A 15355-nucleotide genomic window follows, 5' to 3' on the forward strand; every position below is an offset into this window, starting at 1 on the left:
GGACCCGGGGCGACCCGGGTCCTGTCACCGGCCCTTGCGCGTCACTTGATCCGAAACACCGGCACAAAACCCGCAAGAAGACTTTCGTTCAGAATGATGAAAGCAGATGAGAGCAGAACGCATGAGCATCGCAGCCTACAAGACCACCATCCGCGAAAGCGAATCCCCCAGACAAATCGAACGCCGCCTGCTGGTTCGCGTCACCGCCACGCTGGATGCCAGCGCGCGCGAGTATGACAGCGCCGAGGCCGGCTTCGCCCGCGTCACCCTTCTGACCTCTGCCCTGCGCGAGGCCCTTTCCGACAACGTCGCCATCTGGCAGGCCCTGAAAAGCGACCTGGCAAACCCGGGCAATGCCCTGCCGGCCGACCTGCGCGCCATGCTGATCTCGTTGTCGCTGTGGGTCGAACGCCAGACAAACGTCGTGATCGGCGGCGGGGTCGGCATCCAGGACCTGGTCCAGGTCAACCGCAACATCATCGCCGGCCTGTCGGGCCAGGCGCCATCCGGCCCGGGCGCGACCGCCCCGGGGGCGGTGGCAGGACAGGGTACCGACAGCACGGCGTCGATCTGATGCCCCTGAAACTTACCCTGAAAGCCAACGAGCGCATCGTCGTCAACGGCTGCGTGATCCGCAATTCCAACCGCCGGCACGTGCTGACGATCGAAAGCCAAGCTGACGTGGTCCGGGGCTTCGACCTGCTGGATGAAAGCGCGATGTCCACGCCCGTGGGCCGCGCCTATTTCCTGATCCAGACCGCCCTGACACGTCCCGAAACGCGCGAGAAGATCGTGCCCGTCGTCCAGGGGGATCTGGCGACGCTGGTGACGGTGATGGGCAACGCCACGCGCGCCCATGTCTTCGAGGCCGCCAACTACGTCTCGATCGGCGATTTCTACAAGGCGCTGCGCGCCCTGCGCCCGGTGCTGAAACGCGAGGCTGAGCTGTTGGCCTTTGCCGCGGCACAGGCTGGGGGCGACACGGCGCCGGGTGCGCCGATGGCCCCCGCAGGGGCCGGCGGGCCCGATGGGGCCCCTGAGCCCGTGGGCGCGGATGCGGGCGACTGGGCTGGCAATGATAACACCGGGGGCAGGGGAGAGGGAGGCAACGCATGATTCCGATTTCCGGCATGGGCACCCAGGTCGGTCTGAACCTGATCGACGCGACCCGCGAGAAACAGCTGACGCTGATCGCCAAGACGGCCCAGAATGCCCGCGCGATCCAGGGTTTCCGCGATAGGATCGGCTCGGTCCAGACCGTCGACGACCTGATGGCCGATCAGGATCTCTATGCGTTCGTCATGCGCGCCTTCGACCTTGAGGACCAGATCTTCGGCAAGGGGCTGATGAAGAAGGTCCTGCAAAGCGACCTGAGCGATCCCAAATCGCTGGTGAACCGCCTGACCGACCCGCGCTTTCGCGAGCTGCACAAGGAACTGGCCTTCGTCGCCAACGGCACCTTCACCACCCGCACCAAGCAGAAATACTGGCAGGACCTGACCGTTGATCGCTTTGTCGAGCGGGCTTTCATCAACGGGGCCGCCGACCAGAACGAAAGCGTCGGCGACATCCTGGAATTCCGCGAGAGGGTGGGCGGCGTCAAGACCTGGTTCGACGTGCTCAAAAAGCCCGCGCTTGGCCGTTTCATGCGCCGCGCTCTTGGCATCCCCGACGAGGCCGTGCGCCTGGACATCGACCGCCAGGCCAAGCTTTTCGAGGCGAAATACGACATCAAGAAATTGCAGGACCCGGCCGAGCTTCGGAAGCTGGAGCGCAAGTTCGCCGCCATCTCCGACGCGCTGGACACGTCGCGCCTGCAACAGAACGGCGCGATCCAGATGCTGACCGGCATCCTGAACGCCAGCGGCGGCGGTCAGTTCGTGCCGATCACCCTTGATCTGGAAGCAATCTCCAGCCTGCCGCGCAGCCCCTACCGCTAAATCCCGGCCCTGAAGGCGCAAGGCGCCCGCTTGGGCGGGCCGCTGGCCGTCATTCGATCAGCTGGTCGTCGTCGCTGATCGGCAGCATGATGACTTCGTTCTCGGCCAATTCCTTGGCCGTCTCGACCATCAGTGTCTGGGCGGTGCGCACCTCCGAGCCGCGGACCGGCCCCATCGAGGCCATTTCCTCGACCAGCATGTCCCGCGATCGGCTGGGCAGCACCGACAGGAAATGCTCGCGCATTTCCTTGGTGCTGCCGCGCAGGGCCATGGGCAGGGTGTTGCCGCCGACGGCGCGGATCACCTGCGCCAGGCTCTGCTGGTCCAGCTTCATCAGGTCGTCGAAGGTGAACATCTTCTGCTTGATCTTGGCCAGGGTCTCGGGGACCGTCTCTTCCAGCTTTTCCGACAGCCGCGAGAAAAGGTCCCGGTCCAGCCGGTTGAACAGGTCGGCCATCCGCTGCTGCACGTCCGGCGCCGATGGCTGGGAGCCGGCGGTGACGATCTCGTTCTGCAGCGTCTCCTCGATCTGACGCATCATGTGGAAGGGCACGGCTTCCAGGCTGATCATCCGCTCGATCACCTCCTGCATGCGCTCCTCGCCCAGCAGGGGCAGCACCTTAGCGCAGATCTCGGGCGGTACCTTCGACAGGATGGCGGCGGCGGTCTGGGCGTGCTCGCTTTTCAGGTAGTTGGCAATCAGGTTCTCGTTCATGGCGCTGAAACGGTCCCAGACCAGCCGCGCCTCGATCGGCACGCGTGTCTTGTTCATGATCGCCGCGACCTCGTTGGCCGGCAGGAAGCTGTGAAGCATCTTCTCGGCCACGCTGACCGACCCCACCAGCCCGCCGCCGCTGGCCAGGTCATGGACGAACTGCGCCACCACGTCCTGCGCCACCTTGGCCGAAATCAGGCCCAGCACCGACATGGCGCGGGTGATCTTCTCGATCTCGCGGACCGAAAGCTGCTTCATCAGCTCCGAGCCGCGCTCCTCTCCGAGGCAAAGGAACAGGATCGCGGCCTTCTCCGAGCCCGAGAGCTTCTTGGCGTCGGTGCGCCGGGGCGGAAGGGTCTTTGCTTGGCGGGCCATGGTCAGACTTTCGCGGCTGAATGGGGGAGGGGCGGCGCGGGGCGGGGCAATCTGCTCATCCGCCGCCGACCGCCAGCGGTATGTAACTTTCCATCAGGCTGCCCGACAGCATGTACCAGCCGTCGATCAGGGCGAAGAAGATCACCTTGAACGGCAACGAGATCAGCACCGGCGGCAGCATCATCATACCCGCGCTCATCAGCACGGAGGCGACGATCAGGTCGATGGCCACGAAGGGCAGGTAGATCAGGAAGCCGATCGAGAAGGCGCGGCGCAGCTCCGAGATCATGAAGGCCGGCACCAGCGCACGCCAGCTTGCTTCCTCGGCGGTGCGGGGGGCGGGGCCGGCGGCCTGTTCCTGGCCCAGGTCGGCCACGTCGTTCGGCCCGTCCCCGGCGCGCCGGGCCTCGTCGGCACTGCGGGCGGCGATGTCACGGAACAGCAGCAGATCCTTGGGCCGGGTGTTGGCGAACATGAATGTCTTGAAGGGGGCGCCGATCCGGGTCAGCGCCTGTTCCTCGGTGATGGCGTTGTTGAGAAGGGGCTGCAGCCCGGTTTCCCAAGCGTCCTCGAACACGGGCTGCATGACGAAGAAGGTCATGAACAGCGCCATCGAGGAGAGGACCATGTTGGGCGGCGTCTGGTTCAGCCCCAGCGCCGAGCGCAGCATCGAGAAGACGATGACGAAACGGGTGAAACTGGTCATCACCACCAGCAGACCCGGCGCGATGCTGAGCACGGTCATCAGGGCGATAAGCTGCAGGATGCGGCCCGAAAGAGTGGCGCCCGCGTCGGTGCCGGGGGCCGAATCGCCGATCGCCTCGGACAGCGCGCCCAGCAGCCCGCCGCCGTCCTGTGCCCAGGCGGTGCCGGCGCTGGCCGCGATGACAAGGCTCGTCAGCAGAAGGGCGGGCAGCCCAAGCCACCACGCGCGGCGCGTCCCGCGCCCGTTCACGGACGCGGATCCACGCGCGCCGGCTGCCTGCCGGACGCGCGGGCCGGGGCAGGGCCCCGTCATATGATCAGACTTCGCCGACATAGTCCTTGGCGATGGCCGTCAGGGTGACGCCGATGCGGTCGCCGGCCAGCTTCACCAGGTCGCCGCGGGCCACGAGGCGGTCGTTGATGACAACCTCGACCGGCTCGCCGATCTTCTTGTCCAGTTCGATCACAGAGCCGCGCGACAGCTTGAGCAGCTTCGAGATGGGCATGCGGCTGCGGCCCAGGATGATCTGCACGTCGAGGCCCACATTCAGCATGGCGTCGATGTTGCGGCCCTGCACCTCGCCGGCCATGGTCTGGATCACCGAGGGGGGATCCTCGGGGGCAGGCTTCAGGCCAAGGCCCTCTTCCATGCCGGAGGCGGCACCCGATGCCATAGTTGCGTCGCTGGCGGCCCCGGCGGGGGCGGCCGTCTTGCCTGTCTCGTCGCGTTCGTCAGCCATGTCGCTGGATCTCCTCGGGGGGGGATTGGTCGGAAGGGGGGACGCCCGTGGCGCGCTTCGTCTCGGCGCTTTTCGTGGCGGGCGGAGTGAGGGGGGCCGTCTGCGGCGCCTCTTCGATGGCGACCAGCCGGCTGCGCCGCAACACGTCCAGAATCTGGCCGCAGGTCCGCTCGTAGCTGTATTCCATCTGCCCGTTGTCCCAGGCCGCGCGCATGTCGCCATCGTCCAGTTCGGGGTCGGCCAGCAGGTGCAGGGCAGGGGCATCGGGTCGCGCCGCGGCGGCCGCCTGAATGCCGGGGCCCAAGGCCTCCAGCGTCGTGGGCGCAAGGTGGATGCGCAGCGCGCTGGACCCCAGCGCCAGGCGCAGGGACCGGCGCACCCGTTCGGCGGTGCGGTCGCGCGAATGGCCGCGCAGCAATTCGGGGATCAACCGCTCGCAGAGCGACAGGGCGAAATCGAGGCTTTGCGCCTCAAGGGCCTGGCGATGGGCGCCCGCTTGCGAAAGCAGGTCCGAGATCGCGGGGCCAAGCGCCTCGAGTGCCTCGGTCTGCCGGGCCGCGAGGCTTTGCAACGCGGCGGCCTGGCCCTCGGCCATGCCTTGCATGCGCCCTTCCTCGCGCCCCTCCGCGCGGGCGAGGGCGACGGCGGCCTGCAATTCCTCTTCGGTGTGGCGGGCGCGTTCCAGGCGCCGCGCCTCGGCCTCCTCGGCCTCGCGCTCGTGATCGAAATTGCGGGCGAAAAGGGTCATGGCGTCACTCATCCTCGGCCAGCCAGGCCTGGAGGACCTTCAGCGCCTCGACCGGGTTCGATTCGATGAGATCGCCGACGGAGGCCAGCCGATCCAGCGGGGTGCCCTCGCGGCGCGAGCTATTGAAATTGATCATCTCGTCGCCGAACTCGCCGTCCCCGTCGTCGACAACCGTGCCACGCAGGCCGCCGCCGCCGCTGCCGCCGCGAAGAGCAACTTCGCCCCCCTGGCCGCCCTGGGCACCCTGTCCGGCCTGGCCGCCACCGACGGCCGGCAACGCCTCCCGCCGCTGGGCGCCGTCATCGCCGATAAAGCCGCCCGCGCCACCCGAGGGGCCGCCCGCCAGCGCCATGCCGGCCATGGGATCGTCGGAAATCCGCGCCAGGATGGGGCGCACGCCGAAGATCAGCGCCAGCGCCACCACCGCCAGGCCCAGAAGGCCGCGCAGGATGGTCATCATGTTGTCGGCCAGGATCTGCGAGAAGCCGCGCGCCACCGGCGCGTCGAGGTCCATCGAGTAGTCCATGAATCTCAGGCTATCGACCGAGACCGTGTCGCCGCGCGCCCCATCAAAACCAATCGCGGCCTGCACCAGCTGGGTCAGGCGGCCCAGTTCCTCGGGGCTGCGCTCCTCATAGGCGACATCGCCGTTGTCGGCGACGTTGTAGATGCCGTTGACCAGCACGGCGACGGTCACGCGCTCGATCTCGCCGGCCTCGCGGATGGTCTCGGTGTTGGTGCTGCCGATCTCGTAGTTGACGATCTCGTCGACCTTGTTGCGCCGGTTGGTGGACTTGGTGCCGTCTTCCTGGCCGCCCAAGGCATTGGGAATGTTGCCCGCGACGCTGACCTCGCCCTGGCGGGAATCGGTGCCCTCGACATTCTCTTCCCGGGTCTCGGTCGAGCGGACGACCCGCTGGGAGGGGTCGAAGCTTTGGGTGCGGATGATCTGACGCTCGGTGCTGAGATCGACGTTGACCTCGACCCGCGCGTTGCCGGCGCCGACCCGGGCCGTCAGGATGTCCGAGATCGCCCGCGACAGCCGCTCCTCGGCCGCGACGCGCGCGCTTTCGAAGGCGCCTTCGCCGCCGCCGGCGCTTTCGTCGCCCAGGATCGTCTGGCCCCGGGCCGACATAACGGTCACCCGGCCGGGATCCAGGTCCGGCACCGCGCTGGCGACCAGGGTGCGGATGGCCAGCGCATTGCGCCGGTTGATGCCGTCGGCGCCACGGCCGCGCACGATGACCGAGGCGCTGGGTTCGGGGCGGCTGCGCGAGAAGGCCTCGCGCTCGGGCATCACCAGATGCAGGCGGACGGCCTCGACGCCCTCGATCGTCTGGATGGAGCGGGTCAGCTCCCCCTCCAACGCGCGCAGGCGGTTCACCCGCTGCATGTAGCTGTTCATTCCCAGCCCCGAGGCCTGGTCGAAGATTTCCCAGCCGATCACCCCCTCGCCCGGCAGGCCCTTTTCGGCCAGCGCCATGCGGGCCCGGGCAAGATCGCCCTCGGCAACCGAGACGGCGGTGCCGCCGGGGTTCAGCTCGACCGCGAAGCCCGCCGATTCCAGCGTTGCTACCACGTCCGCGGCCGCCGTTGGCGAAAGCTCGGAGTAGAGCGGCACATAGGTGGGTTTGAGCGCGAGGTTCATGCCCAGAAACAGCGCCGCGACAAGCGCGATGCCGGTTCCGGCCAGGGCCATGAGCCGGTTGCGTCCGAGGGACCTGAGGTTGTCGATGATGGATTGCACGGGCGAAGCCTTGCTCAATCTGGGATTACACCCATTAAATATCCATATCTATCCATGCAAAGCAAGTATTGCATTCAAATTTATACTTGCCTGACCCCCGGCAAGTCATGGTAGAAGTACTTGACGGATAGCCGTGTGCCGCTGCTGGCCCGGATTCCCGCCAAGGCCCGAGATGGCTGCAACCAGACCGCCCCGAGGAATGGAATGAGCGACGCCAAAGCCAACAGCCAAGCCACCGCCGGCAAGCCCGGGGACGCCGCGCCGCGCCCCTTGTGGCGCAAGCTGTCGATCATCCTCGTGCTGGTTCTGCTGGCGGGCGGGGCGACGGTGGGCGGTCTGATGATGGCGATGGGGCCATCCTCGGTGATGGCGATGCTGACCGGCGGCCCGGCCGAGGCCGCCACCGACCCCAAGGCCGAATCCCCCAAGCAGGCCGCCGACAGCAAGGGGGCAGGCTCCGCCGGCGGGGCCGCGACCGAGATCATGCCCTTCAAGGAAATCATCGTGAACATCACCGCCATCACGGCCAGCGGCCGGCGCACCAGCCGGTTCCTCAAGCTGAACGTGGCGCTGGTCTACGATGCCGCCCAGGACGCCGACGGCCTTGTGAGCGCGCGACAGCTCTACATGCGCGATGCTTTCCAGGACTACCTGCGCCAACTGACCGAGCGGGACCTCCAGGGCACCCAGGGCCTCCTGACCCTGAAGGAAGAACTGCTGCGCCGCGCCCGTGCCATCGCCGGCAGCGAGGCGCCCCGTGAAATCCTTGTAGCGGACCTGATCGTGCAATGATGGACGAGGAATACACAGACGAGATGGACGATGACGAGGACGAGACCGTCCTTGTCGATCGCGTCCCGAAGAAGCCCCCCCGCGACCTGACGGTCGAGGAGGAGATCATCCACAAGGCGCGGTCGAATTTCGACCAGCTTCCCATGCTCGAAGTGGTCTTCGACCGCTTCGCCCTGTCGCTGGGCGCCGCGCTGAAAAGCTATACCTCGACGGGAACGGACGTGGCGATCGCCTCGATCGACTACATGTCCTGCGGCGACGCGCTGGACAGCCTGCCGTCGCCCGGTTTCCTTGTGATGACCAACGCCCGGCCCTGGGACGGGCGGCTGTTGCTGGCGCTCAACACGGACCTGCTGTTCTCGACGCTGGAGCTGATGCTGGGGGGCCGTTCGATCCGGCCGCGCCCGCAGACGCCGCGATTCTTCACCATGATCGAGAAACGCGTGGGCGCCCGCGTGGCCGAGATCATCTTGGCCGAAATGGCCGAGGCCTTTGCCACCCTCGCAGACGTGCAGTTCGTCATCGAAGAGCTGGAGAACAACCCGCGCTCGACCATCCTGGCGCCACCGGCCAGCCCGTGCGTGAAGATCACCCTCGACGTGATGCTTGATGACCGGGGCGGCCAGATCTCGGTCCTGATCCCCCACGCCACGCTGGAGCCCGTTCGCGGCTTGCTTTCCCAGGTCTTCCTGGGCGGGCAGCTGGGCGGCGACCAGAACTGGCGCAACAGCCTCAAGCACCTGCTGAGCGACACGCCCGTCAGCCTTGAGGCGATCCTGACCGAGGTCAACCTGCCGATGACGGATGTCCTGCGCTGGGCGCCGGGCCAGACCCTCGACCTGGGCATCAACGTCGACCACATGCCGCGCGTGACCTGCAGCGGCCACGAGATGTTCCGCGGCGCCATGGGGCGTTGCCGGAACGGGGCGGTCGCGCTGCGCATCGTCACCGAAACCGATCCCGACCCCGAAGAGACCCCTGCCGACGACGGAGCACCGACATGACAATGCTTATCGACACGATGATCCTGGCCCTTCTTGCCGGCACGCTCGCTTACGCTTTTCTGGTCGATCGGCGCGTCCGGCGGCTGATGAGTGTGCTGCATGAGTTGCAGCCGATGGTCGGGGAATTCTCGGCCGCGGTCGACAAGTCCCAATCCTCGGTCGCGGCCCTGCGCGACGCGACGCGCGATCTGTCTCCGGCCGAGCCTGCCCGCGTTCGCACGGCGCCCCAATCGCCGGCGCGCGTGCCTTCTCAGCAGGCGGGCCAGAATGGGGGCCCGACTTCCGCACAGCCCGCCGTGCGGGCCGCCAAGCCGGCCGCTACCCGCGATGACGCCCCGGCCGAAAGCCGGGGGCAAGGGTCCGCCGAGGGTGCCGAGCCCAGCGAGGGTGAGGCCGCCGCCGCCGTCTTCAGCTCGCGCCGCGCGGCCGAGCGGCCCAGCTTCGGTGCCAGCCGCGTCACCGACAAGGCCGACATGGTGCGCGGCTTCTTCGACGCGATCCGCGCCCGCGAGGCATGATGCTCAGGTCCTTCCTCTCCCGCCTTGATCCGCGCTTCAAGCCGCGCCCCAGCCACCTGCTGATCGGGGGGCTGGCGCTGGTCGGCGGCCTGAAGGCCGTCGACGTGATCGGCGAACTGGTTCCCGGCGCGGACCATGTCCCCGCCGGCGCGGCCCAGGCCCAGACGGTGCCGCCCAAGCCCGGCGCGCCCTCGGGTGTGCCCGTGCCCGCCAGCCTGCCGGATTCTTGCCCGGTTCCCGAAGAGCTGCTGTCGGCGATCCGGACCGAGCGCGAACTGCTGGCCGACCAGAAAGATGCGTTGTCGCAGCGGCGGGCCGAGATCGACCTGGCTGAGGAGAAGCTGCGGATCGAGACCGCGCGGCTGACCGAGCTGAAGACCGCGCTCGAGGCGCTTATGAACAAGGTCGAGACGGCCGAGGGCGAGGACGTCAACCGGCTGGTCAAGCTCTATACCAACATGAAGCCCGCCGATGCCGCCCAGATCATGAACGAGATCGACATCTCGGTCGCCGTCACCGTCCTGGGCCAGATGCCCGAGCGGGACGCGGGCCCGATCATGGCGCGGCTTTCGATGGCCCGCGCGCGGGCGGTGTCGAAGATCATCCTGGAACGTTCCAAGCTGCCGGGCGACCAGGACCTTAACGGTATCGTGCTTCAGTAACGCGCCGCCCGGCCCCTCGAACCATTTACCCCCGCCCGGCCCGGCCGCGGCGGGGATTTTCGTATGCCGTGCCTGGGGATGCCGCGCGCCTGCACGGGCGGCATACTTCGCGATCAGGGGATGGAAGAGCGGGCCGGAACAATGGGCGGGCTAAGGCGCTACCTTCGCTGGTCTGTCCCTCAATCCTCGCGCAGGGCCGAGCCGCTGGGCGGCTTGCGGCGGATGTTGCGCTTGAGGTCCATCACGTAGCCGATGATCTCGGCCACGGCTTGCCAGTGCTCCACAGGCACGGGCTGGTCCAGTTCGACCACGGCATGCAGGGCGCGGGCCAGGGGGCGGTTCTCGACCAGGGGCACCTCGGCCTCGCGCGCCAATTTGCGGATCTGCAGGGCCACCGCATCCATACCCTTGGCGACGCAGACAGGCGCGTGATCGACCCCGGGCTGGTAACGCAGGGCGACGGCATAATGGGTGGGGTTGGTCAGCACCACCGTCGCCGTCGGGACGGCCACGGCGATGCGCTGACGGGCACGCTCGCGGCGGATCTCGGCCCGGCGTCCGCGCATCTGCGGATCGCCCTCGCTGTCCTTCACCTCGTCCTTGATCTCCTTGAGGCTCATCCGCTGCTTCTTCATCCACTGGAAACGCTTCCACAGGATGTCGCCGATCGCGACCGGAACCAGAAAGACCGACGCCCCGATCAGCAGGATGGCGGCGTAGCGCGAAATATAGCTCAGGATCTGCTCGGGCAGGAAACCTTCCGCCTCCCATATGCCGGTGACGGCGTTGCGGGCGACGAAGACGGTGATTGTGGCCACGACAAGCACCTTGGTGACGTTCTTGAGGAACTCGACCAGGCTGTCGGGAGAGAAGAGCTTCTTGAACCCCGACCAGGGGTTGAGCTTGTTGAACTTCGGCTTGATCCGCTCTGCGCTGACGACCGTCTCGCCCTGGATCAGGACGCCGAACATCGCGGCCAGCACCATCAACAGCATGGCCGGCCCCAAGATCACACCCAGCCCCGTCGCCAGCGACCACAGCACCCCGCCCAGGTCGCGCAGGCCGCTGCGGCCGGTGCCGACCTCGATCTGACCCGCGCCGGCAAAGATCTCGCCCAGGGCGTCAGACAGTTTCGGAAGCGCCGCCGGCAGCAGGAAGGTCACCAGCACGAACAGCGAGAAGACGACCATCATGTTGCCCGTTTCGCGGGAACTGGGAACGTCGCCTTTCTTGCGCGCCTTGCGCAGCTTCTGCTCCGTCGGTTCCTCTGTCTTTGAACTCTTGTCCTCGTCGTTGGCCATGGATGCCCCCGATCAGAAGGAAAAGCCGCTGCCGAACCAGACGGCGAAACCGTCGAGAAAGGCGCGCAGGACATGGGGTGCGGCGACGACCAGCACGAAAAGCCCGGTGCCGATCAGCACCGGGGCGGCGACAAAGAAGACCGGCAGATTCGGCATCATCCGGTTGGCGAGGCCAAGGCCCGCGTTCAGCACCAGGCCCATCACGTAGAAGGGCGCGGAAAGGCCGATGCCGATATAGAAGCTTCGGGCAGCGGCGCGGATGCTCTGCTCGGCCAGGTCGCCGGGCATGATGCGGCCCAGGGGAAACACCTCATATGAGAGCATCAGCGCGCCGATCATCACGTGGTGGAGGTCGGTCGCGAAGATCAGGGTAATTCCCGCCATCATCAGCACGCTTGCCAGCAGGGTCGCCCCCTCGAAGCTGCCGGTGTTGGGCGCGAAGGCGTTGGCCAGGCCCGACACCATCCCCACCTGATAGCCGACCATCTGCAGCGCGCTCATCAGCACCCGCGCCGTCAGGCCGATCCAGAGGCCGATCGTCACCTCCTTGGCCAGCAAGGCCAGGATTTCCACCGGCTCGTCCAGGTTCTGGGGGCCGACAGGGGCCGCGGGGGCCAGCGCGATGCTCATCAGCACGGCAAAGGCCAGCCGGTGGCGCATGGGGAACATCGATTCGCCAAAGCCCGGCAGGAACATCAGCACCGAGCCCAGCCGCGCGAAGACCGTGAACATTCCCAGCAACTCGGCGGAGAGGGCGGCCGGCAGGGTGATGCCGCCCATTCTCAGCCGCCGATCGTGGTGACGGTGCGCAGCGAGGCCTTGCGGTGCACCTCGTTGTGGGAAATCACCTGGGTGATCGGGCTGACCCGCTCCAGCATGGAGCGCACGAAGCTGCGCACCTCGGGGGCCACCAGGATGGCGGGCCACTGGTCCTGGGCCGCGAATTTCTGGATCTCCTGGCGGACCTGGAGCACGAATTCCTGCACCCGCTGGGGCGACATCAGGAAGCTCTTGTCGTCGCCGTTGACGCGCACGGCCTCGTTGAACTCCGCCTCCCAGGCGGGGGACATGACCATCACCGGCACGAAGCCGTTGGCGTCGGTCAGCGCGTGGCAGATCTGGTTGGCCAGTCGGCGGCGCACATGCTCGGTGATGGCGGTCACGTTCGAGGTGTTGCGCCCGACCTCGGCGATGGCCTCGACGATCAGGGGCAGGTTGCGGATCGACAGTCGCTCGATCAGCAGTGCCTGAAGCACGTGCTGCACCAGGATGGCGGGCGAATTCGACGACAGGTCGGTGATCAGCTTCTGGTATTCGCGGTCCAGCCCCTCGATCAGGGTCTGGGTCGCGCCATAGGTCAGAAGCTCGGGCATATGCTCTTTCAGCACCTCGGTCAGGTGGGTGGCGATGACGCTTTCGGGGTCGACCACCGTGTAGCCGCGATTCTCGGCCTCGATGGCGTTCGCCTGGTCGACCCAGACGGCATCCAGGCCGAAGGTCGGCTCCTTGCAGCGTTCGCCGGGCAGGTCGATGGGCGTCTCGGCGGGGTTGATGACCATCATGGCCCCCGGTCGCACCTCGCCGCGCACGACCTCGACCCCCTGGACCGAGATCGCATAGGCATGTGCGGGCAGGCCCGGTTCATCCTTGATGCGGACCTGGGGCATGACGAAGCCGTAGTCGCGGGCGAAGAGGTTGCGCAGGCTCTTGATCTTGCCGGGCAGGGCGGCTGTGGGATCGTTGATCAGCGGCACGATGGCGCTGCCCAGTTCCAGCCGCATGTCGTCCAGCTTCAGCGCGTCGCTCAGGTCGTTCTCGTCAGGTTTGGCATCGGCGGTCTTCTTGGCGCTGGCCTCGGCGGCGGCGCTGGCGGTGGCGCGGGCGGTGCGGCGCTGCATCACGTAGCCCAGCCCGCTCATCATCGCGGCCAGCACCAGGAACACGGCCAGCGGAAAGCCCGGAAGCGTGCCGATCGCCAGCAGCAGGCCGGCGGCCATGTAGAGGGCTTTCGGGAATTTGCCCAGCTGGGCCAGGATCGCCTCGTTTGCGGCGCCCTCGGTGCCGCTTTTGGTGACCAGCAGGCCCGCGGTCATCGAGACGATCAGCGCGGGGATCTGGCTGACCAGCCCGTCACCAATGGTCAGGACGGTGTAGACATTGGCGGCCTCGGACATGCTCAGCCCGTATTGGGCCACCCCGATCAGGATGCCGCCGACCACGTTTATCAGCGTGATGATGATGCCCGCGACCGCATCGCCGCGCACGAATTTCGACGCACCGTCCATGGCGCCGAAGAACTTGCTTTCGTCCTCCAGCTCCTTGCGGCGGCTGCGGGCCTGTTCCTCGTCGATGAGGCCGGCGCCCAGGTCGGCGTCGATCGCCATCTGCTTGCCGGGCATGGCATCCAGCGAGAAGCGGGCCGAGACCTCGGCGATGCGGGTCGAGCCCTTGGTGATGACGACGAAGTTAATGACCACGAGGATCGCGAAGATCACGATGCCGATGACGAAATTGCCCGCCACGATGAAGCGCGAGAAGCCTTCGATGACGCCACCCGCGGCGCCCGTGCCGGTGTGCCCCTCGCTGAGGATCAGGCGGGTCGAGGCCACGTTCAGCGACAGGCGCAGAAGGGTCACGACCAGCAAGAGCGTCGGGAAAGAGTTGAATTCCAGCGGCTTGGGGATCCACAGCGCCACCATCAGGATCAGCACCGAGACCGAAAGCGAGATCGCGAGCCCGAGGTCCAGCACCATCGGCGGCAGTGGCACGAACAGCATCGCCAGCACCAGCGTGATGCCGATGGCAAAGCCGACGTCGCGGTTGGCTAGGCCCACGGCCTTCCAGCTGTCGCCACGGCGCGCACCGCCCACCGGCGAGACGGCGGCGGTGGCGGAAACCGGGGCGGGGCGGGAGATTTCGGTGCTCATCTGGGTGCCAAGCTCATGACGCGGGTTGGAAGACGGGAAGGACGGGCTGGATGTCGGCGCGGCTGTAGATCCCGCGCCGTCCGCCGGACAGGTGCGCGGACCACAGCGGGCCCGTGTCGGGGGGCAGCTCGGGCGCCCGCTCGGCCATCATCTCGGGGCTCCGGTCAGGGGCGAAATCCCCGCCGCCCTGGGTATTCGCAAGGGCGCGGAACCCGGCGATCCGCTCGTTGGCGACGGCCACGTTCCGCTCCAGCGAGGCCAGATAGATCTCGCGCTTTTCGGGGGTGAAGCTGTGGTAGGAGCCCGCCGCCAGGCGCCAGTCGCCGGTCTTCTCGTAAAGACCCTTCAGGAAGCGCGCCGCGTAATCGACGTTGCGGCGCGGGTCGAACCCGTCCTCAAGACGGGCGAACGCGTCGGGGTGCCAGCGCAGGTTGATCTGAAGGCACCCCACGTCGATCGATTCTACTCCCTGGGCCAGCCGCTCGCGCACCCATCCGGCCGCCGCCACGCCGTTGTTGAACAGCCGGCCCTCGCCGGCGGCGTTGACGGCCCAGGGCCAGACGGTCAGCTCTCCCTCGCGGCGGGTCCCGGCCTCTTGCAGGCCGATGCCCAGCAGGATGTTGTCGGGAATGTTGTGGCGCAGCTGCGCGAGGAGGATCTCGCGCACGCAGGCGCCGCGCGCCCAGCCCTCGCCGCCGTTGCCGCCGAGGGCGCCGTCGCCCGGGGCGCGGGCCACGGCGGCGGGCACGCTGCGCGCGATGGGGGTGGCGGGGGCATAGAACCCGTCCCAACCCGCCTGGGCGGGGGTGGCAGGCGGCAGGGCAAGGGCGAGGGCCAGGCCAAGGGCGCCAAGCGGCCGGCGAACGAGGGGCAGGGCGCGCGTGCCCCTCATACCGTGCCGCTCCCGATCAGGTCGAAGACTTTGTCGGAAAGTCCCGAAAGCGTGGCGTAGATCAACGGCAGCGACGCGATCAGCCCGATGAAGATCACGATGATCTTGGGCACGAATGTCAGGGTCATTTCCTGGATCTGGGTCAGGGCCTGGAAGAAGGCGATGGCAAGCCCGACGCCAAGGGCGAGGATCAGCACCGGGGCCGAGGCGAGCAGAACCACCCAAAGCGTGTCGGACAGGATCACATAGGTATCGCTTGCTTCCATGGCCCCCTCCGCGCGGGCCGATC

Annotated in this window: 17 protein-coding genes; 7 read left to right on the forward strand and 10 right to left on the reverse strand. The window is 67.4% G+C overall.

Annotation, left to right across the window (positions count from 1 at the left end; translation table 11 throughout):
- Nucleotides 1–121: 121 nt before the first annotated feature.
- The 3 genes from CLV77_RS03535 to CLV77_RS03545 are packed head-to-tail and all read left to right on the forward strand — an operon-like array spanning nt 122 to nt 1940.
- Nucleotides 122–574, forward strand: a complete 453-nt coding sequence (locus tag CLV77_RS03535; RefSeq protein ID WP_076979227.1) for a flagellar biosynthesis regulator FlaF — start codon at nt 122–124, stop codon at nt 572–574.
- The gene (locus CLV77_RS03540) at nt 574–1116 is read left to right on the forward strand and encodes a flagellar biosynthesis repressor FlbT (protein WP_076979226.1); all 543 of its coding nucleotides are present in this window, start codon (nt 574–576) and stop codon (nt 1114–1116) included. The genes CLV77_RS03535 and CLV77_RS03540 overlap by 1 nt, the downstream gene beginning before the upstream one ends.
- Complete coding sequence (locus CLV77_RS03545; RefSeq protein WP_076979225.1) at nt 1113–1940, forward strand: DUF1217 domain-containing protein; 828 nt, start codon at nt 1113–1115, stop codon at nt 1938–1940. The genes CLV77_RS03540 and CLV77_RS03545 overlap by 4 nt, the downstream gene beginning before the upstream one ends.
- A 49-nt stretch (nt 1941–1989) precedes the next feature.
- On the opposite strand, the gene CLV77_RS03550 is transcribed toward CLV77_RS03545, so the two are convergent.
- From CLV77_RS03550 to fliF, 5 genes are all read right to left on the reverse strand, one after another.
- Nucleotides 1990–3030 (reverse strand): flagellar motor switch protein FliG, encoded by a 1041-nt coding sequence (locus tag CLV77_RS03550; RefSeq protein ID WP_076979224.1) that lies wholly within the window; start codon nt 3028–3030, stop codon nt 1990–1992.
- 55 nt (nt 3031–3085) lie between these two features.
- A complete protein-coding gene (locus tag CLV77_RS03555; protein WP_236861025.1) occupies nt 3086–3931 on the reverse strand; it encodes a flagellar type III secretion system pore protein FliP in 846 nt (281 codons plus the stop codon).
- 121 nt (nt 3932–4052) lie between these two features.
- Nucleotides 4053–4475 carry a FliM/FliN family flagellar motor switch protein gene (locus tag CLV77_RS03560; protein WP_076979223.1) on the reverse strand — a complete coding sequence of 141 codons (423 nt, stop codon included), beginning with the start codon at nt 4473–4475 and terminating at the stop codon, nt 4053–4055.
- On the reverse strand, nt 4468–5223 hold the full coding sequence (locus CLV77_RS03565) for a FliH/SctL family protein (RefSeq protein ID WP_076979222.1): 756 nt from the start codon (nt 5221–5223) through the stop codon (nt 4468–4470). The genes CLV77_RS03560 and CLV77_RS03565 overlap by 8 nt, the downstream gene beginning before the upstream one ends.
- 4 nt (nt 5224–5227) lie before the next feature.
- The gene (gene fliF / locus CLV77_RS03570) at nt 5228–6988 is read right to left on the reverse strand and encodes a flagellar basal-body MS-ring/collar protein FliF (RefSeq protein ID WP_244901585.1); all 1761 of its coding nucleotides are present in this window, start codon (nt 6986–6988) and stop codon (nt 5228–5230) included.
- 186 nt (nt 6989–7174) lie between these two features.
- Here fliF and CLV77_RS16805 point away from each other — a divergent pair, with 186 nt between their 5' ends.
- The 4 genes from CLV77_RS16805 to CLV77_RS03590 are packed head-to-tail and all read left to right on the forward strand — an operon-like array spanning nt 7175 to nt 9946.
- The gene (locus CLV77_RS16805) at nt 7175–7762 is read left to right on the forward strand and encodes a flagellar basal body-associated FliL family protein (protein WP_076979220.1); all 588 of its coding nucleotides are present in this window, start codon (nt 7175–7177) and stop codon (nt 7760–7762) included.
- A complete protein-coding gene (locus CLV77_RS03580) occupies nt 7762–8766 on the forward strand; it encodes a flagellar motor switch protein FliM (protein ID WP_170043945.1) in 1005 nt (334 codons plus the stop codon). Before CLV77_RS16805 ends, CLV77_RS03580 begins: the two co-directional genes overlap by 1 nt.
- Nucleotides 8763–9284 (forward strand): hypothetical protein, encoded by a 522-nt coding sequence (locus tag CLV77_RS03585; RefSeq protein ID WP_143815121.1) that lies wholly within the window; start codon nt 8763–8765, stop codon nt 9282–9284. The genes CLV77_RS03580 and CLV77_RS03585 overlap by 4 nt, the downstream gene beginning before the upstream one ends.
- Nucleotides 9281–9946: a MotE family protein gene (locus CLV77_RS03590; protein ID WP_236861016.1), complete on the forward strand. Its 666-nt coding sequence runs from the start codon at nt 9281–9283 to the stop codon at nt 9944–9946. The genes CLV77_RS03585 and CLV77_RS03590 overlap by 4 nt, the downstream gene beginning before the upstream one ends.
- Before the next feature lie 179 nt (nt 9947–10125).
- On the opposite strand, the gene CLV77_RS03595 is transcribed toward CLV77_RS03590, so the two are convergent.
- From CLV77_RS03595 to CLV77_RS03615, 5 genes are read right to left on the reverse strand one after another with little or no spacing between them, the layout of a single operon-like run.
- Complete coding sequence (locus CLV77_RS03595; RefSeq protein ID WP_076979216.1) at nt 10126–11247, reverse strand: EscU/YscU/HrcU family type III secretion system export apparatus switch protein; 1122 nt, start codon at nt 11245–11247, stop codon at nt 10126–10128.
- A gap of 12 nt (nt 11248–11259) precedes the next feature.
- Nucleotides 11260–12027 carry a flagellar biosynthetic protein FliR gene (locus CLV77_RS03600; protein ID WP_197685764.1) on the reverse strand — a complete coding sequence of 256 codons (768 nt, stop codon included), beginning with the start codon at nt 12025–12027 and terminating at the stop codon, nt 11260–11262.
- Nucleotides 12028–12029: 2 nt separating this feature from the next.
- Nucleotides 12030–14174, reverse strand: a complete 2145-nt coding sequence (flhA, locus tag CLV77_RS03605) for a flagellar biosynthesis protein FlhA (RefSeq protein WP_083707697.1) — start codon at nt 14172–14174, stop codon at nt 12030–12032.
- A gap of 13 nt (nt 14175–14187) precedes the next feature.
- A complete protein-coding gene (locus CLV77_RS03610; RefSeq protein WP_076979215.1) occupies nt 14188–15066 on the reverse strand; it encodes a lysozyme family protein in 879 nt (292 codons plus the stop codon).
- Entirely contained in the window at nt 15063–15332 is a 270-nt protein-coding gene (locus CLV77_RS03615) for a flagellar biosynthetic protein FliQ (RefSeq protein WP_076979214.1), read from the reverse strand. Before CLV77_RS03615 ends, CLV77_RS03610 begins: the two co-directional genes overlap by 4 nt.
- Nucleotides 15333–15355: the final 23 nt, after the last annotated feature.

This window comes from Brevirhabdus pacifica, from assembly GCF_002797755.1.
Lineage (GTDB): Bacteria > Pseudomonadota > Alphaproteobacteria > Rhodobacterales > Rhodobacteraceae > Brevirhabdus > Brevirhabdus pacifica.